The organism is Bartonella tribocorum CIP 105476 (genome assembly GCF_000196435.1).
Taxonomy (GTDB): domain Bacteria; phylum Pseudomonadota; class Alphaproteobacteria; order Rhizobiales; family Rhizobiaceae; genus Bartonella; species Bartonella tribocorum.
Genome location: NC_010161.1, coordinates 1757383 through 1782995 on the forward strand (window position 1 = coordinate 1757383; position 25613 = coordinate 1782995).

Genomic DNA, 25613 nt, shown 5'->3' on the forward strand with positions numbered 1-25613 from the left:
CGCTACCTGTCTCTTTTATCTATCATAATTGACACCAGCAGCTGTTAAAATCCGTAAAATCGCAATAGCATCACCACCATTTGTACAAGGTGATTGACGCGTTTCAATACAATGAAGAAAGTGCCGTAATTCGCGAGTAAGCGGCAAATCTTCACAAACATCAATGTAATTCAGCTCATCCATGCTAAAAGCCCACTCTTGATTCTCTTTCCAAATGGCAAAGTGGTGCATTGCCAATTTACGGCTCCACGGTTCCATATCATCAAAAACGAGCATAGCCTTTGTTCCAACAACAGTTAAACGCCTTTCACGATAAGGACTCAAGCGTGAAGCAAAAAGATGACTCTGTACACCATTTGGAAAAGTCATATGAATATGGGAAAAATCGGAAATCTGATCAACGACAGCAGCCCCCTCACCGAGAATTTTGGAGGGTTCACATCCTGTCAATGCCAAAATCATTGAGAGATCATGAGGGGCAAGATCCCATAAAGCATCACTGTGTGTATGAAATTTTCCAAAGCCTAACCGATGAGAATAAATATATCGCACCTCCCCCAATTCCCCCTTTTTCACCAATTCATACATTTTTTCAAAAGTCGGATGAAACCGTAAAATATGGCCCACCATAAAAATCCGCCCATAGGCATCTGCTTCCTGAACCTGGCGTTTAGCATCAGCAACATTTAGAGCTATTGGCTTTTCCACCAAAACATCTTTACCATTTTTAACAGCACGCAGCACATTTTGTGTATGAAATTGTGGAGGCAACGCTAGCACTAGCGCATCAATATCTTGCTGAGCAAAAAGATCATCTGGTGCAACAACCTCTACATCATACATCGTGGCAAAACGAACAGCACGATCGCTATCAATATCAGAAACTGCTGCTAAAGCCCCAAGAGAATGGAGTGTCTTTATATGATTTCCACCCCAATGGCCGCATCCTAAAACCGCTACACGTGGCACCATTTTTATGCCTTACCTTACTTTGATCTATAAAATTACACTTTTACATATCGAGGATAAAATAGAATGACAAGAGAAAAGCTTAAAAACGATGCTTGACATCTCACTATTCTACCCCTTATATCCGCAGAAGATGTAATTATTTGCAATTATAATTTTATTTTGGCGGAGTAGCTCAGTAGGTTAGAGCAGAGGAATCATAATCCTTGTGTCGGGGGTTCAAATCCCTCCTTCGCTACCATTTTTTCAGAATTGTATGTGTATGTATGTAGCTTGTCATCGGGTTTTGCACAATTTGACAGCAGGTTTTGCATCAATTTATTTTTTTTCAAAGGATTTTTAAGAGGTTCTCAAAGGGGTTTCAAAGACCTTTCAAAGGCTGTTTTAAGATTCGTAATTTTGAATGTGAATCTATGGGATTTTACGCCTCTACATCTTTTATCCTACAAAGCATGATAATCACGCGTATTCTCTAAGACGCTCCCATTGTCTTCTAGATCGCTAAAGCGTGTAAAATCGGCTTGAAAGGCAAGAGGAACTATTCCTGTTGAACCATGGCGTTGTTTAGCTATAATAACCACAGCTTTGCCCTTGGCTTTCTCCATTGTCTCTTGCCATCTGCTATACTCAGCACTGCCTTCTTTTGGTTCTTCCTTTTTGAGATAATATTCTTCACGATAAACAAAAAGCACAATATCGGCATCTTGTTCAATGGAACCTGATTCTCGTAGATCGGAGAGCTGTGGACGTTTATCTGTTCGGTTTTCAACTTGGCGTGAGAGTTGTGAAAGAGCAATGATGGGAATATTAAGTTCTTTGGCCAAAGCTTTAAGCCCCATGGTAATCGCTGTCATTTCTTGAACGCGGTTCTCTGAAGAATGCTTTGAACCGCTTGTCATGAGTTGAATATAATCAATAATCAAAACATCTAGACCATGTTGTCGTTTGAGACGCCTTGCACGAGCGGCTAATTGGGCAAGGGATATCCCCCCGTTTGATCGATGTAAAGGGGGGCGGTTTGTAACTGATGCGTTGTATGGATAATTTTTGCAAATTGTTCTTCTGAGAGATTTCCTCGTCGAATATCAGAGGAAGAAACCTCTGTTTGTTCAGAGATAATGCGGGTTGCAAGTTGTTCGGATGACATTTCTAATGAGAAAAAGCCAATGATTCCTCCTTCATTTTGTTGTGTATTGGTATCACGCTTGCAAGCATTGGCGATGTTAAAGGCAATATTGGTAGCCAGTGCGGTTTTTCCCATACTAGGGCGCCCCGCTAGAATAATCAAATCGGATGGCTGCAACCCTCCCATTTTTTCATCCAATGTGTTTATATGGGTCGCTAACCCTGAAAGCTGTGAGGAACGCTTTTTGGCAGCACTTGCCATGTCCAGTGCTTTTGCAATGGCTGTATCAAAGTTTTCAAACCCACCCCCATATTTGCCTTTGTCGGCGAGTTCAAACAATTGATGTTCAATCGTTTCAATTTGTTGTGTTGGTGTAAGCTCTAAGGGAGCCTCAAAGGCTGTATTGACAACTTGATTGCCAAGATTAATCAAAGAGCGTCGGATAAAAAGATCATAGATGACCTGCCCATAATCTTCAGCATTAATGATTGTCACCGCTTCTTTGGCTAAACGAACAACGTAATGGAAGATGGTGATATCGCCAATTTTTTCTTCGGCTGGAATAAAGGATTTAAGGGTAACAGGGTTTGCAACTTTACCTTTTTTGATCATATGCAAAATAGTAGAAAAGATCTTTTGATGGAGAGTTTCAAAAAAATGTTCTGCTTTGAGAAAATCAGAAACGCTCTCAAGTGCATCATTATTAATCAGAATTGCTCCAAGCAATGCTTGTTCGGCTTCTATATTATGCGGGAGTTGGCGAACAGAAGGGGAGAAGCCGTCTTTTGGATTTTCCATTTTTAGTCGGTTTCCTTTTTCCATGTTTCTTTTCCCTCGATCGGTGCCTCAAAGGTAATTTCTGTTGTGTAACCGCTTTGCTTTTCATAGCGGTGGGTGACGGTAGCGGCTTTCCATGACCCATTAATTTCTTTACGGAACCCTTGAAGCAGCAACGGTTGATCCGCCATGATTTCAGGGCGTCCCGCAAGAGTTAAGGAGCCACTGCCTACAGCACGGCATAAGCGATCCGACTCGGAAGCCGCCGCCGCTTGTGCTTCTTCTTGACTTGGATAACAACTGCGCAGACGACGTACGGGACCGCTAAAACCTGTTTGATGCTTGACTTGGCATTGTTGCCCTGTTGAGCGATCAAAATAAGAAGTTTCAATGGTGCCGTATTGGGTGCGCGGCTCTAGGGTAAATTCCCAGCTGGAACAGTCATGCTTATGGAGGGTGAGGGCTGGTAAATTGTCACCGCTTAAAAATAAAAACTTATTGTCCTTGATTAAAAAACGTGCCCGCATGCGGTCGGCAAGGCGGGTTAAAAAGTCAACCGCCGATTGATCGGTGCGCACCACATAAGGCAAGGTTTGTTTGGTAAATTGTGGACTGACCTTTGCTTGATAACCATGGCGTTTGGCAAGGGCCTCAACAATCTCAGCAATGGTTTTGTGGTCAAAATGTTCACTCGCTTGTTCTTTAAGTTCTTTACGCATCGAAGCACTTTTGCCACAAAGCCGTAAAATCTCTCCATCACTGCCCCCAATACTCACCACCGACTCAACAACAAAACGCCCCATAAAGGCTCGGATGCTGTTTTGATAGCCAAAGGTGACATGGAGTGCGCTGTTACTGGAGGGAATCTCTAAATCATTGCCACTATCATCAAACTCCGCTTCAAATGTATCGGCTTCATTGCCCGCATGGTCCGTAATGGTTGCCGTTAAAAGACGCTGGTAAAAAACCTCATGGACAAGATTCTCCCCCACCCTCACCTCAATAAAAGGATGTGTGCGCATTAATCCCATAGCCTTTTGACCACGCTGTTCTTTTCACATGATACAAATTCAGGCAGAATGACCTTTAAGCCCCGCGGCAACAGAGCACCATACCCTGCAATACCTGGATTGGCTTGCAAAGTAGCCTCACAATACCCTTTGATCGCTCCAACTTGAAAACGATCCCCTAACACAGCCATAGCATGTTGAAAGCAGATTAGATCAAGACTCATATCCTCTAGCTCTACCACGAGATGCTTTTCTGGTATCTTCATGGCGTTTCTCCTCCTTGGGAATATTGATCATATCCCTCTTGATATTGTCCCACCTGATATTGACCTTGTGGTTTTCCACCATCGAAAAACGGTAACAAGCTAATGGCATAGCGAATACGCCCCGATTGACCAGAGCGACTGATGTAATCATGGTCTTTCGTCACACTGGTGATCACTACAGATCCATGGAGAATGGCACTATAGCCGTTGTCACTCATCCAACGAATCATCTGAACGGGCTTGGCTGCACGAATGGTTCTGGTGATAGCATCTATCGCTACCCGGTCCCCAAACTCTTCTGGAAACAACACCCCGTGAATGGTCTTGGGATCATTGCCATAACCGGTAAATTGCAAACCGGGCGCCTCTCCAAAACGCTCTAGGCAAACCCAGGAGGCAGAGAACTCTTCCTCAAACGATTGGAAATTAAGCCAGTCTACATAAAAGAGATGTGGACCTAACATCAGCAAAGGATCTCTCATAGACGCCCTCCCATTGATTGTATCCCTTCCAGCACGTCATTTCTTTCGAAACGTATCATTGCATCTCTCCTACCATTGCGCCATCCTAGCACTTCATCCCTCCCCTCATTGAGAGTATCCCTTCCAGCACGTCGTCTCTTCCCTTATTCTGTCGTCCTTATCATTCTGTGCCACCATGCAGCGCATTGGCGCGTGCCCGTTGCAAAGCATGAGCAACCGCACGACCGGTGGCCATGGGGTCACGCGCCCCATTAACATGCACTGTGACATTTTGATTGTGGGTGATGGGGGAACGGTCTTTGTCTCTTGGTTCTCTGGCAGATGAATTTACAGGAGAAGCCCCCGCAAATTGTACTATGGGTTGGATGGACGTTTTGCCTCCTAAAAAACTTGGCAAAAACTCTCTTACATCAATCGACCCAATCCACCCCTTTATGCGGTGAGGTAAAGATTTACAATAATCCATCAATTGTGAGATGGACGACATAAAACCATCAACAATCCAACTCGCTAAATCTTCACCGGCTTGTTCCATACCAACCTTGGCACTCTCTGTGAGCTTTTCGCGGACAAAAAAGCTTCCCAACCATTGCCAAAAGTTGGAAAAGCTTTGTTTAACACCCTCCCACAAACCAGCAAAGCTTTGAGAAACAGAGGAAAGTCCTTGTTTAAACTTTTGCCAATGGGAAGAGAGATCAAAAGCAGCAGCAATGATATTTTTCCATTTGGTGATGGTTGCCGTATCGGCACCAAAAAAGCGCATGACGGCTTCAAAGGCTTGGCCCCAAGCCCGTGTTATCCCCCGTGCAAAACCTTTGACAAAAGAAGAAAAACGATCCCAATATTTCCACAAAGCAAAACCAGCAACAAGAATGACAGCCACAACAGCAGCAATGAGAGCCCCTATTGGGGTAAAAATCCCCCCCACAACAGAGGCAATAGCTGCCCCAACCACTTCGATGACTGTCCCAATAAAGCCAAAAGAGGCAGAAAATGCCGCCCCTGAAACGGCTATCCCTCGTAAAGCCCCCACCAGTAAAGTCATGGGGTGAAGAAGACGCAGCGCACTCCCACCAAGCCCTGCTGCCATTAAACCCAATGAGCGCCCTGAAGCGACTAATCCGCGCCAACTTGCCTTCAGCGTGCGGCTCACAACCCTCATCTTGATAAAAGAGCCCATCAATTGAAGAAGCCCAAGGCGGGTTCCCGCCAGGGTAAAACGTACAACCCGCAAAGCAATATTAAAAGCCATCAGGGCGGCAATGGTTTTGATGATCACACCGGTTAAAACAGGGTGTTCATTAGCCCACGCCATCAAACCATTGACAAATCCCCCAACACTTTCCATGAGACTGTTCACATGGGGCAGGAGCACTTCACCAATGGTGATACCCAGAGCTACAATACGGTTTTGCAACAGTTCAAATTGCCGCATGGCACCGGTTGCTTGTTTGTCAGCCTCTTGTTCTACAGAACCTTTAAAGACTTGTGGATCTTTCACATAATCTAAAGCTTGCCCTAACAATTGGGGGTTCCCCACCAATTTGGCAAAATCACCGGTAAAATCCCGCCCTGCAATGGCAATCAGAGAGCGCATTCCCTGTTCGGATTGACCCAACACATTAAAAAAGCGCACCAAGGTACCGGTGGCATCTTTCTCCAAATCTTCTATAAATTTTTCGCGGGAAAGACCAATATTGCTAAAGGCATCTTCAATATGTTTGCCCCCTGCTTGAATACGCGCACTCATCGCATTAAACCCACGCGCTGCACTCTCTGGTACAATACCAGCAGAAATCATCGCCGTACCAAAGGCTGCTGTTTCACGCGCAGTCAGCTTAAACATGGTTGCCGCACCGGTGGCACGATTGGTAAAATCAGACACCTCACTTGCCTTTGCTGCCATGTGGTTAGAGAGATGATTGATCGCATCCCCTAGATCTTCAATACCTGCTTGATTAAGCTTAAAGACATTGCGTAATTTGCAAAAAACACTTGCAAATTATGAGCTCGGTGTAAGTGAACCATTCACCTCTATCATAATTTCCTATTACACAATTTATAGTGTAGAGTTACATTGGATTCTCTCTGCTAAAAAAGAAATGTTTACAGACATGGGAAAAGCAACGGATTTAAAAACACCTACCATTCCTACTGATCTCATGAAAAAACTTGGATAAATAATCTATACGAACCTATCATGATGCAAAAATAACCCCCTCTTCTGAAAATATAGCGAAATTCGCGACGAAACTTATAGAAAAGTGCAAGAGCTTATTCAAAACATCAACGATAGCGAAGAAATAGAGCTTACCTTGCCTCTTTAAAATTGCATTTAAAACATCAAATCGAGGCTAAAAAAGAACCCTCAACAACTACAAAAAATCCAACCTAACCATTATTTACAATGAAAAATGAAGGCATATGCCTCCTTATATTAAGAACTTTTATTTAATAATTTATTTTTATATTTATTTGATAATAAGTAATATTATTGGATGTGTAATAAATCATTATGTATTTTATTATAAAATTTATAATTATACTTTACATGAAAATAAAAACAATCTATTCGTCTCACAGCAGAAAACCATTCATTTAATGTCCTTCTTATAAGCGGGGGAGGAATGTATGGGGCTTATAAGTTAAGGAAAAATCAATGTATAAAAAATCTCTGTTACTCTGTACAGCGGCTATAGCTGTTACGCTGTTTGGCACCCATTTCAACGCATATGCTGAAAATCTTGAAGTCGCTGATGGGAAAGTAGAAAAAATATCCCAAAAAACTTATGAGACTATTCATGCAAAACCAGGTGGAAAAATTACTGGTGAAAAGTTAACAATAACCGGAAATAAAGACACGAACAAAGATACCTATGTTGTAAAAGCTGAAGGCGATAACAGTGAAATTACATTAACTGGTTCGACCATTAAAAGTAATGATAACGATTCTGATATTCACTTAGGTATTAAAGCCAAAGATGGAGCTAAAATTAAAATGACAGGAGGACGCATTACAGCTATTGAAAGCGGTGCTTCTTTTGAAAATAGTCGTAGTGAAAACGAGCTAACAACTGTAATTATAAGCGGTAAAGATGATCACTTTATTGACAAAGGAATAAATGCTACCCACAGCAACCTCACTTTGAAAGACACAACTGTTTCTTTAGCAAACAACGGTATATTTGCAGAAGATCACTCGGCAATAAAAGTCTCTAGCGGAGTATTTAATGGAAAAACTAATGGAGTATATGCAAAACAAGGTAGCTCCATCACTTTAGATGGAAAAACAACAGTCACATCATCTGAAGGCAATGGAATTCATACAGAAGATTCAGGAGCCAAAGTCACAATGGTGGAAGGAACTGTGAGTGGGAAACAAAATGCATTATTTGCAGAAAAAGGCGGAAAAATCGATGTCTCAAATATCACTCTAACAGCAAATGGTACCGGAACCGGTGCAAAAGCCGATGGTTCTAATAGCACGGTCGAATTACATAAAAATACCACGATTAAAGATGCTTTTATTGGTCTTCAAGCAAACGGCGGTACCATCAAGATGACCGATGGCTCTATTACAGCGTCTATAATTGGTGCTGTTTTCTCTGACAGTAAGAGTAATGAAAATGAAAACAAACTGGAAAATGTAACGATATCAAGTGGCCAAAGTGGACGCTTTATTGACAAGGGAATAAATGCCGAAAAAAGCACTGTGACTTTAAATAAGGTAACCGTCACAAATGCAAACACAGGTATATTTGCAAATGACGACTCCACAATAACAGTATCCGAAGGGTCATTCGATGGAAAAACTAATGGAGTATATGCGAAACAAGGTAGCTCCATCACTTTAGACGAAAAAACAACAGTCACATCATCTGAAGGCAATGGAATTCATGCAGAAGGTTCAGAAGCCAAAATCACAAAGACGGGAGGAACTGTCAGTGGGAAACAAAATGCATTATTTGCAGAAAAAGGCGGAAAAATCGATGTCACAGATGTTGCTTTAACAACAACAGATGGCAAAGGAACTGGTGCTAAAGCAGATGGCACTGACAGCGTGATTACATTAAAAGGCAAAACAACCATTGAAAAAGTTGCAAATGGGCTTGAGATAGAAAATGGTGCTACAATCAAGATGACCGATGGCTCTATTACAGCCTCTCAAATTGGTGCTGTTTTCAATGCTAGTAAGAGTAACGAAAACAAGCTGGAAAATGTGACGATATCAAGTGGAAAAGGTAATCCCTTGATGGATAAGGGAATAAATGCCGAAAAAAGCACTGTGACTTTAAATAAGGTAACCGTCACAAACGCAAACACAGGTATATTTGCAAATGACGACTCCACAATAACAGTATCCGAAGGGTCATTTGATGGAAAAACTAATGGTGTATATGCGAAACAAGGTAGCTCCATCATTTTAGACGAAAAAACAACAGTCACATCATCTGAAGGCAATGGAATTCATGCAGAAGGCTCAGAAGCCAAAATCACAAAGACGGGAGGAACTATCAGTGGGAAACAAAATGCATTATTTGCAGAAAAAGGCGGAAAAATCGCTGCCACAGATGTTACGCTGACAACAGATGGTAGAGGAACTGGTGCATTTGCACATGGTGAGAAGAGCACAATTGAATTGCATGGCAATACAACGATTAACAATACTTTTAACGGTCTTGGAGCAAGCGTTGGAGGCAAAATCACCAGCGAAAATTTAACGATCACCGGTGGAAAAGCTATCAATCTCGAAACCCCCGAAGTACAGTCAGCTGTATGGGTAGGAGAATCCGGTGAAATTAATTTAACAGGTACAACAACCATTCGCCATTTTGATGAAGGTCTTTATGCAGACAGTGGAGGTAAAATTGTCAGTGGTGATTTAACAATAATCGGTGGCGAATCCAAAAAAGCAACCATTGGTGTAAGCACTTGGGAATCTGAAAGCAAAATTGAATTAAATGGTAACACAACTATTCAAAATACTGATATTGGTCTTGGGGCAATTGAAGATGCTACAATTAAAATGAAGAATGGCACTAAAAATGAGATAAAAGCAAAAAAAAATGTCTTAGCCGTAGTAAATGGCGGTCATATGGATCTCACAAATCTTTCTGCAACAGCAGAAATTGGCGGCTTACAGTTTGCAAATTCTACTGATAATGACCCACATGAACATAATGATCCACAAAAATACCGTAGCAATGAAATCAATTTAAACCATGCAATTTTTAACATTGACAATGGTAGAGGAATCCTCATTGGAGCTATTGTTGAAAAAAGCATTGAAAATAGTCCTGCTTTATCAATCGGTACACTCAATCTTAAAGATTCAGAAATCCATGCCGATATCTTATTAGATGATGGTATTTTTTGGAACAAAATTTCTTGGCAAGATAAAAATATGTGGGATGGGAAAGAAGTTAAGGAGATAGCCAACGGTAGCTTCACCTTAAATGCAGATCATTCTACTTTAGAAGGCAGAGCAAACATTGCAAAAGAGAGAAATGTAAGCTTCAACCTAACAAACGGTACACAATGGTTCTTAAAAAACAGCACACAAGAAAAAGATACTGATGGTAATCTGCTTGATATCGCTCAAAGATCACGCTCTGATATTTCTGTTCTGAGTCTCGAAAACAGCTCTGTCGTTTTTAAAGAGCCAACAGAAGATCATTATCACACATTGCATATAGGTTCGGGAAAACCAGACACCCAAGAAGTCTATAATGCAACAGGCGATGCAAAGATTTACTTCAACGCTGAATGGAGTGATGGTGTTGCAATAGCCGATCAAAAAACTGATAGACTTTTGATCAATGGGAACGTGGCAGGAACTACAGCAGTTTATGTTACAGGGCGCTTAGAAGACAATAATGTTAAACAAAATATCTCTACTGCCTCTAATATACGTGGTCTTTCACTCATCCAAGTTTCAGGAAAAGCAACCGAAGACTCTTTTAAACTGGTAAATGGCTATACCACAAGAGATGGTTTACCTGATAAATATACACTACGTGCCTATGGACCAGAGTCAAGCCATGGACAAGCCAATATTGAACAAAACCTCTTTGATGAAAAGAACGAAAATTTCTGGGATTTCCGTTTGCAACCAGAACTTCTTGGAACTGATTCCGGTTCTGGTTCTGGAACTGGCTCTGGTTCTAGTCCAAGTGTGATCGCCCCTGTCCCACAAACAGCAAGCTATTTGGTTATGCCAAATGCTCTCTTTCACGCTGGTTTAACCGATATAGCTAAACAAAATGCACTTTTAGCCACTATGAGAACATCTGTCTTGGGAAAAGAAGAAGAAAAACAAACAGGTTTCTTCCTATACACTTACGGTAACACAGCAACCTTATCTTCTGAGCGTGGGCCTCTCAAATACGGTTATGGCGCTGATATCCGTTATGCGGCTCTACAAGCCGGTGTTACATTGGCAGCAATTGAAGGACAAAACACCTCAACACATCTGGGTTTCGTAGGCACCTATGGACAACTGTCTTTCACCCCGAAAAATATCGCAGATGCTGGAAAGAGCACGTTGGATAAATGGGCACTGACAGCTTACGGTAGCATACAACATAGCAGCGGTTTCTATATTGATACACTCTTGTCCTATGGTATCCTAAAAGGACATATCGCTAACGCTCTTATTGGAAAAACTGCAAAGTTGAATAATGCCAAAATGTTCAGTATCTCCACCACCGTTGGCAAAGAATTTGCAACCGGAGTAGAAGGCTTAACCTTCGAGCCACAAGCACAAGTTGCTTATCAACACTTGATGTTTAACACCATTGAAGATGCTGATAACTTTACCATTGATATGAAAAATCCTTCTCAATGGTTGATCCGTGTTGGCGGACGTTTGACAAAAACCATTTCTACTGAAAACAATCGTCCTATGTCTTTCTATGGAAAAGTAAACTTGATCAAAACCTTTGGTGATGATGGTAGCATTCATATTGGAAGAGACTTTGAGCTAGATCCTATGGGACCTGCAATTGAAGGCGGCGTTGGCATCAATGCACAACTGTCTCACAATTTCTCCCTTCACGGTGATGTGAGTTATCAACAAAAACTGCAAAAAACAGGTATAAGTGGTGCAAGCTTTTCAGGCGGCATACGCTATCAGTTTTAAATCAAGGATGTAAAAAACAGGTATATTGTTATTCTGTACACTTCATCAAACCAAAAAGGCAGCACAATACGCTGCCTTTTTTATTCTTGATACTCTTTCATTAAAAGATCACTCGAATAACATTGTTCTTTATTCCTTTAAAGTCATGTCCATCAAGATTTATTAATTTACAAGGTTGAATATTTTGTTTGAAACATATCAGATTAAATGCGTTCATCTCTCTCAAACAAAATATCGCAAAGCACTTCATCTCCAAGTGAAAGAAAAACTCTCAGAAAAAAACACCTAGAGATGACTATGCTCAATCCAGATGTTATTGATAAATCTCGTTTGCTTCATAAAATCCCCTACCCTTTTTCTCAAGAAAAAATGTCAAGTATTTTTATCGAGAATATGTCAAAAGCCCAAAATAATGAAAGCGGAGACCTTTTAATAAAAGCACAATTTCTAAAAAAGTGGAATTTTATGAACCAAATCATCATTCACTTCAAAGCTTTCAACATGAGGCTCTTTATGAATTGCGTTTTTCCACTTTAAATAGGATTTTCTGCCTTTTCACACGAGTCCCGGAGCATATATTCTATTAGCGAATTTATCCATAAAGCTAAGAAAAGTGCATTTTAGACAATAAACAGATAACAATATTTAAAAAGATAATAATAAAAAGCTCTTTCTTTGCACCCTGCTATGTTTATACCCCCCCATTCTTTCAATCAACGAGCTTATTACACCCTCTATAAGGCTTCATTGACACTTTCCTGTATCGTTTTAGGTAAACAATTTTGAGAAAGCTCATACCTCTCATAGCCAAGCTCATCTCACTGAAAGAAAAATAGAACGATGGAAAAGCCATAAAAATTCGTATCATAGAAATGATTTTTTTAGCGCAATAGAATGCTTACCAATTTAGAGATGATACCATGAAAAAAATATCTATTTATTCTATTTTCCTTATTTTTTAACAAGAAGCGCTATTTTCATAATAATTTATTAAGCCATAAGAATATACAAGTTTATAAAATAGTAGCATCTTTAAATAATTTTTCTTATATAATTAATATATTAAAATATACTAAATATAATTATTTATTTTTTAATCACAAATAGAAAATAAGAAATATCGGTAGTTAAAAAATATTCTATTGCACACAGTATCTGTAAAAAATTTTACTATTTTAAACCTATAATCTAAAAAACTAAATCTCTTGCAATTTTGAGTACAAAAAAACATATCTAACGAAACTTATGAGAGACTTCATGCAAAAAATGATAAAAGCTTATCGACGAATATTGAACAATAACAAGAGAAGAGAAATACAAATCGCTGTTCCTAAAACTGTTTCTACGACTGTAAAACTGAAGGCGCCAACAGAGAAATCGAATTCCTGGAGAGCATAACTATTATAAGTATGAGTCAACTTATTAATTTATAAAGAGTATTCAATGTTTGCATGTTAAATGAGAGTCCCCAATACCGTAAGATTCTCCATGTTGAATCAATTCCCCCTGTCTCTTGCACGTCACAAACGAAGCCTGGCGTATGAAAAAAATTATACATGCCTTTTTATGAACCATTTCAAGAATCAAGAGCTGTCGCAACATTAGAAACTGGTAAAATATGCAATGGGCTTACTGTTTTATCAAGTGTCAAGGCCGCCAACTTGCTCCTTCACAAGCATAAAGATGGAGGGCTCAATGGTTTTACCATTATATCATTCATGGGCCGCCGTCGCGAAATGAGTTATACTGCCTTAGGAAAATGAGCTTTAGCGCCTTATCTCTTTGAGAAAACCCCGTCCCCTTATCTCTTCTTCTTATAGCAGATCTTCTCCTATAACAGAGAAGATTGACTGAAATTTTTCTGAGTGCCTAAAACAATTCATCTCAACGCTATAAAGCTTTTATAACGATTATCCTGAAGTGACAATTTTTAAATAGCCTGCTTTTTTTAATAGCGTGCTTCATCGTGGTTTTAGCAAAAACTTACCAAGTTAGATCTTATGAAATCCATTGTTTCATTGCTTTTTATGATCATAAAAAAAGCTTTTCTGAAGCAAAACTTCAAATTATAGAGAACACCACAATATAATTTGTTTTGTTATTTACAATAAATACATAATGATATAAAAGACGATCGGGTACTTGCGCCATCAGGGGAATGAAGTAAGCATCAAAGCATACCAAATACTAAAGGCATATCTATGTGTAAGAAATATATTTATAAAAAAAATTTTTTGTTATGTACAATTGCTGGAACTTTCATTTTTTCTTATTTTGCTCCAACTTATGCAAATACACAACCTCCTGAGATTATTGATGAGTTTAAACTTGAGAAAGGAGAGGAAAAGACTCTTAATAATGTTTTCATTCGCAATGGATTGAGCGCAGTGTACGCCTCTGAAAAAGCAATTGCCACAATTACGAACTCGACAATACATTCAGCTTCATTTGCATTTGCTGTATCAAAAGGTGGACGTGTTAATGCTAAAGGCATGAAAGTCAATGCCTTGTATACTGGTCTATCAATTTCAAACGGTATCATTAATATTGAGGATTCAGTCATAGAAACCAAAAGACAGTCTGGTATTATTTTTCATACTATTTTAGATGCTTTTCTGAAAGAGGGTGAAGAAGTTGTCAATAAGGCCATTCTTACCAATACAAAACTCCTTGTGAGAGATGGTGTTGGTATTTGGGGGCCATCATCTTCAAAGTCTGTTGCCGAAGTTCAACTTAGAAATTCAGAAATTCGTTCTGATGTATTATTAAAAAATAGTGTAAAAAAGAAAACAGATTCAGATCCTCACCCCGTTAGTTTTGTATTGACTGCCGATAATTCAATTATGGAAGGAAGAGCAAGAACCTTAGAAGTAAATACAACTATTTTTAATTTAAACAACAATAGCAAATGGTATTTAAATGTAAGTCAATACGACGTAAATAATGATTTTAGTACATTGAATTTTGCACTCCATGACATTAAGCAACGAGCACTGTCTACCGTTTCAGTACTGAATCTTCGTAATAGCTCTATAGTGTTTAATGCGCCACATACACTGGCAAGGGGTCAATATCAAACTTTGAGTGTAGGACGAACCATTGAGGTTCCTAATTCACAAGCAAACAGGGACTCCACTAGAGAAACCGTTTACAATGCAACAGGCAATGCAAGGATTTATTTTAATACAGAATGGAGTGATGGCTTAGAAAAAGGACAACAAAAAACAGATCGCCTTCTTGTCCACGGAGATGTATCAGGTACCACAACAATTAATTTCAATGGTCTTTCAAAAGGTGAGCCATCAGAAGCAGACGCTTCTATTCCCGCGAATATGCGTGGTCTGTCACTCATTCAAGTATCTGGAAAAGCAGATAAAAATTCCTTCAAACTAGCAAATGGCTACGTCACAATGGGTGCTTTGCCTTATAAATATGTCTTAAATGCCTATGGACCAACATCGAGTCTTGGGAAAGCAGAGCGTGCGCAAAGCCATTTAGGAGAAGTATCTCAACAATCAAAAGAAAAGGATTCAAAAACCGATACACCCCCCGTTGTATTAGGAGGAATGGTTTTAGGAATTGAGAATAATATAAAAAGTGAATCAACATCAAGTTCTGAGCAAGCAGAAAGCATACAAAGCCATTTGAGAGAAAATCAGAATTTCTGGGATTTCCGCTTGCAAAGTGCAACGCTCGATGATGAAGGAAGGATCAGAGCTCTTGTTCCTCAAGTGGCAAGCTATTTAGTCATGCCTACCGCTCTATTCTCAGCTGGATTGGCTGATGTAAACAATCAAAACACTTTACTGAACACGATGCAAGAAACAAGCTTTGAGACAAAAAATCATAAAAACAAAGGAATCCTTTTCTCGGCTTATGGCAATAAGATGACATTATCCTCTCACCGTACGCCATTACAATATGGCTATGGTGCCGATATTCACTATGCTGCTTTACAAGCAGGCATTACATTAGCAGCTCTAGAAGATCAAAACATGACCACCAATTTTGGTCTTTTAGGGACATATGGGAAATTAGCTTTCACTCCAAAAGGTATGGAAGGTGCTGACAAGAGTACACTCGATAAATGGTCACTGACTGCATATAGTGGCCTGCGTCATAATAATGGGACATATGTCCATGCACTCTTCTCCTATGGAATGCTCAAGGGGAATATCACCACAGCTCTCATAGGAAAGACTGCAGAATTGACAAGCGCTGATACATTCAGTGCATCGGCAACCATTGGACAAAAGTTCGAAACCAGCACGAAAGGATTGGTCTTTGAACCACAAGCACAAGTTATTTATCAACGTCTTATGATTGACACGTTCTCAGATGTTGATGGTTTTGATGTGAATATGGGCAATCCTCATCAATGGTTGGTGCGTATTGGTGGACGCTTAATGCAAACAACAGTTCCGACTGAAAACAGCAGTATTTTTTCTTTCTATGGTAAATTGAATATTGTTAAAGCTTTTTCTAATAATGCCACCATACAGATTGGTGAATCGTTCCATCTTGATGCTATGGGAGCTTCCCTTGAAGGTGGGCTTGGTGTGAATGCACAATTATCACAAAATATCGCCCTTCATGCTGATGTTCATTATCAACAGAAACTTCAAAAAACGGGTATATCTGGAACAAGCTTTTCAGGCGGAATACGTTATCAGTTTTAAGAAAAAGAAAAAAACAACTTATAATCTATTTATTTTAACAAAAAGCAGTACGAATGTACTGCTTTTTTTTTGCAATCTTTCGGCAAAAGCCATCAATAATGGTCCTTTCTATCCCCCCTTCTTGAAAGGATTAATTTCATCCAAACCAAATGCCACAAAACCCTTTATCTCTTAACGATTGTTGAGTTTTCAAAAGAGCAGCCTTTTTGAGGTATAAAAATCGCATGGATTCAATAAAAAATACAAAATATTTTGGCTTTTTTACATCAAAAAATTCATCGTGAATAATTCTATATGCAAGAAAACCAACTAAGCTTTCTGCAAACGCATGACAAATTTTCTCCAAAAACTTTGTAGAGTTTTTATGATAACAGCTCTTAAGCAATAAGCATCCTTGCAAAATGTTTTGATTGTTAGCGCTTAAAACAAAAATACTTATCAAGCTAGATTTTTTGAAATTCATCATCGCTGGATTGCATTTTCTATTTCAGAATCTCTTCCAAGACCAATTTTTTAAAAGATAAATAACAAAACACAATATTTCGTTTTGTTATTTACAATAAATACATAATGATATAAAAGACGATCGGGTACTTGCGCCATCAGGGGAATGAAGTAAGCATCAAAGCATACCAAATACTAAAGGCATATCTATGTGTAAGAAATATATTTATAAAAAAAATTTTTTGTTATGTACAATTGCTGGAACTTTCATTTTTTCTTATTTTGCTCCAACTTATGCAAATACACAACCTCCTGAAATTCCTACGGTCCAAGTAGCTAATGGAGAAGAAAAGGGCCTTAATAACGTTTTTGTTCGTGGTAAGTATGATGCGGCAGTTGCTAAGAAAGGCCACATTACCATTACAAACTCAATAATGCGCTCAGATTTTACTTTGCTTTCTGCAACGTCAGGTGGTCAAATTAATGCTAAAGGAATCGTGGGAACAGCTAAAGAGCGTGGTTTGTCACTCACAAACGGCATAATCCATGTTGAAGATTCAATCATAAATGTCATAGGTCACAGCAAAGTCTATGGTATCAATTTTGGTTATATTCTAAGCTCCACAATAAAAGAAGGAGAAGAAGTTGTAAACAAAGCCATTCTTAATAATACAAAACTTCTTGTAAAGGATGGTGTAGGTATTTTCGGACCTTATTATTCCAAAGCTGTTGCTAATGCGGTATCCCTTAAAAACTCAGAAATTCGTTCTGATATGTTATTAAAAAACGAAGGCTCACCGTTCACCACAATTGGACCGACTACTTTTACATTAGACGCTGACAATTCAATTATGGAAGGAAGAGCCAAAACGCTTCCTCAAAATACAACGGTCTTCACCCTGAACAATAACAGCAAGTGGCATTTAAAAATTAGTCTATTTGAATTGGAAAATAGTTTTAGTATATTTGATTACAAGCTTCTTGATCTTAAGCAACGAGCACAATCCGTTGTTTCAGTCCTAAACCTTAACAATAGCTCTATCATATTTGATGCGCCACATGAACTAGTACACGGTCATTATCAAACCTTGCATGTAGGAAAATACCCACAAAAAGAAGAACAAAACAGAAGCTCCAATGCAACAGCAGTTTACAATGCAACAGGCAACGCAAGGATTTACTTTAATACAGAATGGAGTGATGGTCTTAAAAAAGAACAACAAAAAACTGACCGTGTTCTCGTTCATGGTGACGTCTCAGGTATAACAACGATCTACTTTAACAATCTTTCAAAGCGTGTATCATCTAATGAGGAATCAAAAGAAAAAAAATCTATTCCTTTGAATGTGCGTGGGCTCTCACTCATTCAAGTTTCTGGACAAGCCAATGAGGATTCCTTCAAACTTTCCCATGGCTATACCACATTGGGGGGCTTACCTTATAAATATATACTCAATGGCTATGGACCAACATCCAGCCGTGGAAAAGCCGATAGGGCACAAAGTCATTTAAGCGGAATATCACAAGAATCACAACAGAAAGATGTGCAAAATACCAATGCATCATCCCCTGGAAAAGAAAACAACAGGCAAGCTCCCTTGGAAGAAAATGAGAATTTCTGGGATTTCCGCTTGCAAAGTGCGACTCTCGATGAAGAAGGAAAAATCAAAGCTCTTGTTCCCCAAATGGCAAGCTATTTGGTCATGTCTAACGCACTATTCTCTTCTGGACTTTCTGATGTAAGCAATCAAAATACACAGTTAGATAATATGCACTCAACAGTTTTTGGATTAGAAGGTCATAAAAAGAAAGGGATCTTCTTATCGACTTATGGCAACAAGGTGACGTTATCTTCCAGTCGTAGTCCATTAGAGTATGGTTATGGTGCGGATGTTCGTTATGCTGCTTTACAAGCAGGCATAACGTTAGCAACGTTAGAAAATCAAAACATTACTGCGAATTTTGGTCTTTTAGGCACCTATGGAAAGCTTTCTTTTACGCCAAAAGATATGGACGGTTCTGATAAAAGCACACTGGATAAATGGTCCTTGACAACCTATGGGAATCTCCACCATGACAATGGCCTCTATATTAATGCACTTTTCTCTTACGGCATTTTTAACGGACATATTACAACAGCCCTTATCGATAACACCACAGAGTTAAAAGATACGGATACATTGAATATATCGGCAACCGTTGGACAGAAACTAGCAACTGGTGTTGAAGGATTAGCCTTTGAACCACAAGCGCAACTGATTTATCAACATATTGCGTTTGGCACGCTTTCAGATGTTGATGGATTCCACGTTAATATAAAGCCCTCCCATCAATGGTTGGTCCGTATTGGAGGGCGTTTAACGAAAACAATGCTGCCTATTGAAAATGATCGTGTTCTTTCCTTTTATGGTAAATTGAACATTATCAAAGCTTTTAGTGAGAAAAACACGATTGATATTGTTGAATCTTTCCATCTCGATTCTATGGGCTCTTCCCTTGAAGGAGGACTTGGCATTAACGCGCAGCTTTCCAAAAATATTGCACTTCATGCTGATGTTAATTACCAACATAAACTCCAAAGAGCTGGATTCTCTGGAGTAAATATTTCTGGTGGAGTGCGTTATCGCTTTTAGAAGTCTTAGTTTTCTTTTTTGACACATAAGCAGCGCTGAAATGTAAGCAGTGCTGCTTATTTTGGCACATTACGAAAAACCGTGATGTGTCAAAGAGTGGTTCACTTTTTTATCAAAACAAAGAAAATATCTTAAGGAATATCTCTATGCATAAGAATCTTTTGTTATGTACAGCCGCTTGTGCTTTGTTTTTTTCTTCTTTTACCTTCACATCTACCAGTACTGCCTCTGGCCTAACCCCTGAAACACGCCATGCTCTTGAAGAAATTATCAAATTACCTCAACAATATCGCTATGCCAATGCATCCTCTCTTAACATACGCCACCAAAATACTTCAAACACCAATGGAATAACCAACGTAGAGAGAAAAGGATCCTCTCTTACTCATAAAGAGGATAAACACCCTGTTATTGATTCCAGCACAAGACAAAAACGTAGTAGTAATCTATTACCATCCGCTAATGTTGTTTCACAACACAAGGACAATTCATCCTTAAGAACAGGTTATGAAATTACACAGCCTGAAATAAACAAAAATGCGCAATCTGATATGGAGCCCAAGACGAACACTGCTTCCTCAACATTGAAAACGGCTCTTAACACGTCCACAGAAACTCATGTGAAATTGCCCACAAAGATTGATAGCATCCCCACCGCTAATGCCGAGAGCACGTATAAACTTACAGATGGTAAAGCATCAGAAGCTTCTTCTTTTCTCGATGAAGCAGTAGACAGCAAAACGCTTACATCACAAATAGAAAACTCTCTAATCATGCCTATCGCGATGTTTGCTGTTGGGATTTCTGATGCCAACAATCAAAATATCTTGTTAGACAATATGCAAATAACAATGTTTGAACCCAAAAATTATCCAGAGAAAAGCATTTTCTTATCGACTTATGGCAATAAGAATACGTTTTTCTCCCGCATTCAAACAGAACAAGATAGCGCTCAGACAGAACAAGATAGTGTTCAAACAGAACAAGTTGAAGTTCAAGCAGAACGAGATGAAACTCAAGAAAAACAAGAAGATGTTCAAACAAAACAGGAGAGCGTTCATGCCGATATTCGCTATGCTGCATTACAAGCAGGGGCAATATTAGTAGCGTTAGAGCACCAGAATATCAGCACCAATTTTGGTTTTTTCGGCACCTATGGGAAATTGTCTTTTGCTCCTAAAAATGCAGAAAGCTCTCATAAGAATATGTTTGATAAATGGTCACTCACCGCATATGGAAACATTCAGCATGACAGTGGCATCTATGCAAGTGCATTTCTCTCTTATGGAATTTTTAAAGAAAATATGGATAACAATTTCATCAAAGATACCCCAAAAATGAATAATAGTAAAATATTAGGGGCTGCTGCAACTGTTGGTCAAAAGCTATTAACCAGTTTTGAAGGTGTCATCCTAGAACCACAAGCACAGCTTGTTTATCAGCGTCTCATGCTTGGCTCTTCCTCAGATAACAACTCTTCTTCAGATGATAGCTCTCCCTCAGATGAGGATACCTCTAAAATAAACATAAGCAAACCTGATCAATGGTTGCTCCGTATTGGCGGGCGTTTAACGCAAAATAAAGGCCATGCCCTTTCCTTCTATGGCAAACTGAACATGATCAAAACTTTTAGTAAAAATTTTCAGCTCGCTGCTATGGGATCTTTAGTTGAAGGTGGTTTTGGTATTCACGCACACTTATCGCAAAATATCGAACTACATAGTGATCTCAGCTATCAACATAAGTTCAAAAAAGTTGGCATCTCTGGAATAAATATTTCCGCTGGAATGCGCTATCACTTTTAAAAATACTTGTATCCTATCTTGAAATATAAAGAGCCCTCATTATGTTTCGTTTTGTCGCTTACAAAAGAGACATAATGAGGTCAAATTTTTATATTTTATGAGAGAGGGGGAATATTTAGGAATACATCTATATGAAAAAAAGCTTCTTACTATACACCGTTTCTGGAGTTCTATTTTATTCTTCCACCAGTTTGTCTTATGCTCTTCGTAGCGTGACGCCACCAACAATGGATTCTTCTTCTTCACGCCCTGTTCATGCTGAGTGTCCCACAAATACATCTGGAGTTTTTAATCCATATAATGATCTATGCGATGGAATGGGAGAACGTCGTCCATCTCACCCCCCTCATTCATCTTCAGAAGCTAATGTTCCCACTCCCTCTACAGCACCTAGCTCCTCAAGATTAACGACTGGAAATACAACTTCTTCCCCGAGTCAAAAGCCCGATCATGCTCAAGAAACAGAAGGTGTGCAATCTCATACTACAACCACACAAAACACGCCTATTACACAATCTTCACCAACAGAAATGGCTTCAACAACAGGGACAGCTCCAACAACAGAAATGGAAGTAAAATCCAGAAGACGTTCAGGTGTTTCCACCTCTTCTACAGATTCTTCCAGTGAAAAAACATCTTCGAATTCTGCTATTTCTTTACAATCAGAAGCAACACAATCTTCACCAAATTTACAGTCAACATCTGCAAACTCTGAATCTACAGGATCGATACTTACAAGACCAACAACAGGGCAATCACCGGCACCTCAAGAATCAGAACTCACACAGTCAATATCTGTAAAACCAGCGCCCGTGCAATCTGCATCTACACAAGAAGTATCTGAAAAATCTAAACCTACAAAACCGGTTTCTGAAAAAACAACGACAAAACTATTGTCAACGCCTAAAGAATCAGAAACCAGGCAGCGAATACTTTTAAGGCCAGAAGCGGATACACAAAAAGTATCTAAAAACTCTGAACCTCAAAAGCCAGAATCTACAAGACCAACAGTAGAGCAATCATCAACGTCTAATGTATCAGAGCTCTCAGCAATATCTGTCAGACCAGCAGCTGGAAAACTAACATCACAGGAAACATCAGAATCTTTAAAACCAGCACCGGTGCAACCAATATCCCCCATAAAACAGTCTGAAAAGCCTGCACAAATCGAAAATATAAGTGCTGGAGTTGAGATTCAAAACGGTAAGACTGTAACTTTGCATAACAAAAAAATTCAAGACAGAGGTTTTGCTGTACATGCAGATGGAAATAACTCAAAAATTCTAATGAACGGGGGAACCGTTGATGCTGGTTTTGTTGCACTGAGTGTATCCAATGGTGGAGAAATTGATGCCACAGATATTACGGTAACATCAGAAACAACTGGTTTGGCCAACATAGAGGGTACAATTAATCTTAAAGATTCAAGCGTCCATGTCACAGGAAATTATGAAGCAAATGGTATTATTTTCCGAAATAATCCGTATCGTGCCCCTCAAAAACGATATACACGCAATGCTGAAAGAAATACCAATGCCGTAAAAAAACAAGAAATTGCTGGTAAAGTAAATCTAGAGAATACAAATCTTTTTGTTGATCATGGGGTTGGTATCAACCTTTATGGAAGAAACACAAACGGTGTTGTCAGCCTTAAAAATTCAAAAATTCATGCTGATGTTTTATTAAAAAATATCAAAAATGAGAATGAATCCACAAACACTCTTACACTGGTTACGGATCACTCTTCTTTAGAAGGTCAAGTAAAAACTTCTAAAGATAATAGAACAATTTTTGATCTAAAAGAAGAGACGAAATGGCTCTTAAAGCCAAATAAAAACGCCGTAAATAATGATAGAGTCTCGGATGATGATAATATTTTAGATGACTACAGACAGTTTGGTCTTGATGAAGAATCATTCTCTAATCTTTCTGTATTGCACCTTACAGACAGTGCTATCGTGTTTGATAAACCAGTGGAGGGACTTTACCAAACCTTGTTGATAGGACCTAACCTTTCACAAGGAAATAAAACAGCTCCTACGGCGGCAGTTTATAGTGCAACAGGTGTTGCAGAGATTTATGTTAACACGCAATGGGACAAACATTCTCCTATCACGGAACAGAAAACCGATCGTGTTGTGATTAATGGTGATGTCTTAGGGAGTACTGTTGTTCACATCACTCTCCAAGAAACAGATAAAAAAATGACCGATAACTCTGCTGTTTGGGGAGAACACATGGCATCACTTCCTTTAGGGACACATGGCATTTCAATCATTCAAGTTTCCGGACAAGCAAACGAAAATTCCTTCACCTTAGCAGGAAACTATATGACCATAGGTGGACAACCTTATAAATATGTACTCAAAGGCTATAAACCTGGAACATCTCATGAGAGTCAAAGCCTTTTGGGCAACGATAGTAATTTCTGGGATTTCCGCTTACAGAATGCCTATATTGATAACGATAAAAAAGTTCGAGCTCTTTTACCACAGGTGGCAAACTATTTAACCCTGCCGAATGCTTTATTTTCTGCTGGATTTGCTGATGTAAACAATCAAAATACGTTACTCGACGCTATGCGATCAACGGTATTTGGAGCAAATGATAATAAAAAGAATAATCTCTTTTTCTCTTCCTACGGTGAGAAAGTCACTTTATCTTCCAGCCGTGGTCCACTGCACTATGGTTATGATGCTGATGTAAATTATGGCGCTTTACAATTGGGGATCATATTAGCCGCCTTAGAAAGCAACGACATAAGCACACATTTTGGTCTTTTAGGAACGTACGGAAAGCTTGCCTTTACGCCAAAAGAAATGCAAGATTCTGAAAAGACAATGCTTGATAAATGGTCACTTACCGCTTATAGCGGCGTCCAGCATAGCAATGGTCTATATGTCAACGCTCTTCTTTCTTACGGAACCTTAAAAGGGAATATTACCACAGCTCTTGTTGGAAATGCCGCAAAATTGGATGGTACCGAGATCCTTAATATATCTGCGACCCTTGGTCAGAAATTAGCAACTGATACAAAAGGGCTGGTCTTTGAACCGCAAGTGCAATTTATTTATCAAAATCTCATGTTTGATATTTTGTCAGATGCCAATGGCTTAAAAGTAGACATGGAAAATCCACATCAATGGTTGATCCGTTTTGGTGGACGTCTAACAAAAACGATAATGGCTACTGAAGAAAACAAAGCTGTTTCCTTCTATGGAAAAATGAATGTTATCAGAACTTTTGGTGATGGTAAAACAATAAAAATTGCTGATACTTTTCATCTTGATCCTACCGGCTCTTCAATTGAGGGCGGTATAGGTGTAAATGCCTATCTTTCTCAAAGTATTGTGCTGAATGGCGATATTAGCTATCGACAAAAACTGCAAAAAGCCGGTGTAACCGGCACCAATGTTTCTGGCGGAATACGGTATCGTTTTTAAAGCAAAAGCGCTTTTAACTTAAATAAAATAAAAGGGCAGTACAATGTGCTGCTTTTTTATTTAAACGTATATTTTTAAAATTCTCAAAAGTCATGATTTCATCAAATAATATATTGATTTATAGTATTTTTACCTATTGAATAAAAAACTGAATACCATCGCATTCTCTACATTTCCAACCTATGCCCCTTGAAACAATCAGAACTCTTCACTTGCACATCGCAAGCAGAGACGTTGATGTATAGATAAAAATTATTTAAGAAAAGCGTAAAAAAAACTTCTTACGAACCATAACAACAAAAGGAATATTAAAAATTGGCAAAGTGAATAATAATAACCTGCTTGCTTCCTTCATAGGCAAAAAATAGCAGCCTTTGTACCATTCTTTTGCACCACTCATAGAGGCTTTATACACTTCACAAAGCATCCTATACTATTCATGAGTACTATTCTGAAATGAATGTGAGCTTTGAGAAAGTTCTCTTTAAAACAAACACATAAATTGGCAACAACAAACCTATTCTGTTTTAAATATTTTGTTTTGTATGAAGCGTATTCCCTCATGAAAGCTCTTTCCTATCATCATGATGCCCCAACCGTGTCAAAAGGACAAAACAATCCTTTTGGGGTATTCGTCAAGGACGCCATAAAGCCAAACTATAAGAGGTTCCTTAACTTTAAAAACTAAGGCTTGTTGCTCCCTTTGCATAAAGCAGATCTGATGTCATGATTTTGACAAGCGAATATTTAAAATTTGAAAGGCAAACAGCTTCTCATTAAAAAAATTTACCCGTCTTAAGAAAAACTATTTTTATTGCCAATCTCCTAAAATTACTTT

The 25613-nt window shown here is 38.9% G+C and carries 13 protein-coding genes, 1 tRNA gene and 2 pseudogenes; 9 read left to right on the forward strand and 7 right to left on the reverse strand.

Annotated features, from left to right (window positions below; genetic code table 11):
- Positions 1-15: 15 nt before the first annotated feature.
- Entirely contained in the window at positions 16-972 is a 957-nt protein-coding gene (locus tag BTR_RS07860; RefSeq protein WP_012232097.1) for a Gfo/Idh/MocA family protein, read from the reverse strand.
- A gap of 161 nt (positions 973-1133) precedes the next feature.
- Between BTR_RS07860 and BTR_RS07865 the strand changes: the two genes are divergently transcribed.
- Positions 1134-1210, forward strand: a tRNA-Met gene (locus tag BTR_RS07865).
- A gap of 202 nt (positions 1211-1412) precedes the next feature.
- Here BTR_RS07865 and BTR_RS07870 read toward each other — a convergent pair.
- From BTR_RS07870 to BTR_RS07890, 5 genes and pseudogenes are all read right to left on the reverse strand, one after another.
- Positions 1413-2917 (reverse strand): annotated as a pseudogene (locus BTR_RS07870) (replicative DNA helicase).
- Positions 2896-3894: a phage late control D family protein gene (locus BTR_RS07875; protein WP_038474635.1), complete on the reverse strand. Its 999-nt coding sequence runs from the start codon at positions 3892-3894 to the stop codon at positions 2896-2898. The pseudogene BTR_RS07870 and the gene BTR_RS07875 overlap by 22 nt, the downstream one beginning before the upstream one ends.
- Positions 3894-4148 (reverse strand): tail protein X, encoded by a 255-nt coding sequence (locus BTR_RS07880; protein ID WP_012232099.1) that lies wholly within the window; start codon positions 4146-4148, stop codon positions 3894-3896. Before BTR_RS07880 ends, BTR_RS07875 begins: the two co-directional genes overlap by 1 nt.
- A complete protein-coding gene (locus BTR_RS07885; RefSeq protein ID WP_012231550.1) occupies positions 4145-4630 on the reverse strand; it encodes a phage tail protein in 486 nt (161 codons plus the stop codon). The genes BTR_RS07880 and BTR_RS07885 overlap by 4 nt, the downstream gene beginning before the upstream one ends.
- Before the next feature lie 160 nt (positions 4631-4790).
- A pseudogene (locus BTR_RS07890) lies at positions 4791-6620 on the reverse strand (phage tail tape measure protein); the annotation flags it as partial.
- Here BTR_RS07890 and BTR_RS11945 point away from each other — a divergent pair.
- The 5 genes from BTR_RS11945 (at position 6613) to BTR_RS07915 (ending at position 16450) form a co-directional block, all read left to right on the forward strand.
- On the forward strand, positions 6613-6810 hold the full coding sequence (locus BTR_RS11945; protein ID WP_049776846.1) for a hypothetical protein: 198 nt from the start codon (positions 6613-6615) through the stop codon (positions 6808-6810). The pseudogene BTR_RS07890 and the gene BTR_RS11945 overlap by 8 nt on opposite strands.
- Positions 6811-8549: 1739 nt before the next feature.
- A complete protein-coding gene (locus BTR_RS07900; RefSeq protein WP_482758272.1) occupies positions 8550-11771 on the forward strand; it encodes an autotransporter outer membrane beta-barrel domain-containing protein in 3222 nt (1073 codons plus the stop codon).
- A gap of 1257 nt (positions 11772-13028) precedes the next feature.
- Positions 13029-13169, forward strand: coding sequence for a hypothetical protein (locus BTR_RS12900; protein ID WP_158305293.1), 141 nt, complete (start codon positions 13029-13031; stop codon positions 13167-13169).
- 158 nt (positions 13170-13327) lie between these two features.
- On the forward strand, positions 13328-13534 hold the full coding sequence (locus BTR_RS07910; protein WP_038473785.1) for a hypothetical protein: 207 nt from the start codon (positions 13328-13330) through the stop codon (positions 13532-13534).
- Positions 13535-13972: 438 nt separating this feature from the next.
- Positions 13973-16450: an autotransporter outer membrane beta-barrel domain-containing protein gene (locus BTR_RS07915; protein WP_012232103.1), complete on the forward strand. Its 2478-nt coding sequence runs from the start codon at positions 13973-13975 to the stop codon at positions 16448-16450.
- 136 nt (positions 16451-16586) lie between these two features.
- On the opposite strand, the gene BTR_RS07920 is transcribed toward BTR_RS07915, so the two are convergent.
- A complete protein-coding gene (locus BTR_RS07920) occupies positions 16587-16916 on the reverse strand; it encodes a hypothetical protein (protein WP_038473788.1) in 330 nt (109 codons plus the stop codon).
- 187 nt (positions 16917-17103) lie between these two features.
- Between BTR_RS07920 and BTR_RS07925 the strand changes: the two genes are divergently transcribed.
- The 3 genes from BTR_RS07925 to BTR_RS07935 all read left to right on the forward strand — a co-directional run bounded on the left by BTR_RS07925 (position 17104) and on the right by BTR_RS07935 (position 24775).
- The gene (locus tag BTR_RS07925) at positions 17104-19527 is read left to right on the forward strand and encodes an autotransporter outer membrane beta-barrel domain-containing protein (RefSeq protein ID WP_012232104.1); all 2424 of its coding nucleotides are present in this window, start codon (positions 17104-17106) and stop codon (positions 19525-19527) included.
- Positions 19528-19673: 146 nt separating this feature from the next.
- Positions 19674-21332: an autotransporter outer membrane beta-barrel domain-containing protein gene (locus tag BTR_RS07930; protein ID WP_012232105.1), complete on the forward strand. Its 1659-nt coding sequence runs from the start codon at positions 19674-19676 to the stop codon at positions 21330-21332.
- A gap of 131 nt (positions 21333-21463) precedes the next feature.
- The gene (locus tag BTR_RS07935) at positions 21464-24775 is read left to right on the forward strand and encodes an autotransporter outer membrane beta-barrel domain-containing protein (protein WP_012232106.1); all 3312 of its coding nucleotides are present in this window, start codon (positions 21464-21466) and stop codon (positions 24773-24775) included.
- The last annotated feature ends 838 nt before the right edge of the window (positions 24776-25613 follow it).

Coding starts and splice junctions, on each gene's coding strand:
- BTR_RS07860 (WP_012232097.1), bottom strand. CDS start 972: ATGGTGCCACGTGTAGCGGTTTTAGGATGCGGCCATTGGGGTGGAAAT.
- BTR_RS07875 (WP_038474635.1), bottom strand. CDS start 3,894: ATGCGCACACATCCTTTTATTGAGGTGAGGGTGGGGGAGAATCTTGTC.
- BTR_RS12900 (WP_158305293.1), top strand. CDS start 13,029: ATGCAAAAAATGATAAAAGCTTATCGACGAATATTGAACAATAACAAG.
- BTR_RS07915 (WP_012232103.1), top strand. CDS start 13,973: ATGTGTAAGAAATATATTTATAAAAAAAATTTTTTGTTATGTACAATT.
- BTR_RS07925 (WP_012232104.1), top strand. CDS start 17,104: ATGTGTAAGAAATATATTTATAAAAAAAATTTTTTGTTATGTACAATT.
- BTR_RS07935 (WP_012232106.1), top strand. CDS start 21,464: ATGAAAAAAAGCTTCTTACTATACACCGTTTCTGGAGTTCTATTTTAT.
- BTR_RS07885 (WP_012231550.1), bottom strand. CDS start 4,630: ATGAGAGATCCTTTGCTGATGTTAGGTCCACATCTCTTTTATGTAGAC.
- BTR_RS07930 (WP_012232105.1), top strand. CDS start 19,674: ATGCATAAGAATCTTTTGTTATGTACAGCCGCTTGTGCTTTGTTTTTT.
- BTR_RS07880 (WP_012232099.1), bottom strand. CDS start 4,148: ATGAAGATACCAGAAAAGCATCTCGTGGTAGAGCTAGAGGATATGAGT.
- BTR_RS07910 (WP_038473785.1), top strand. CDS start 13,328: ATGCCTTTTTATGAACCATTTCAAGAATCAAGAGCTGTCGCAACATTA.
- BTR_RS07920 (WP_038473788.1), bottom strand. CDS start 16,916: ATGATGAATTTCAAAAAATCTAGCTTGATAAGTATTTTTGTTTTAAGC.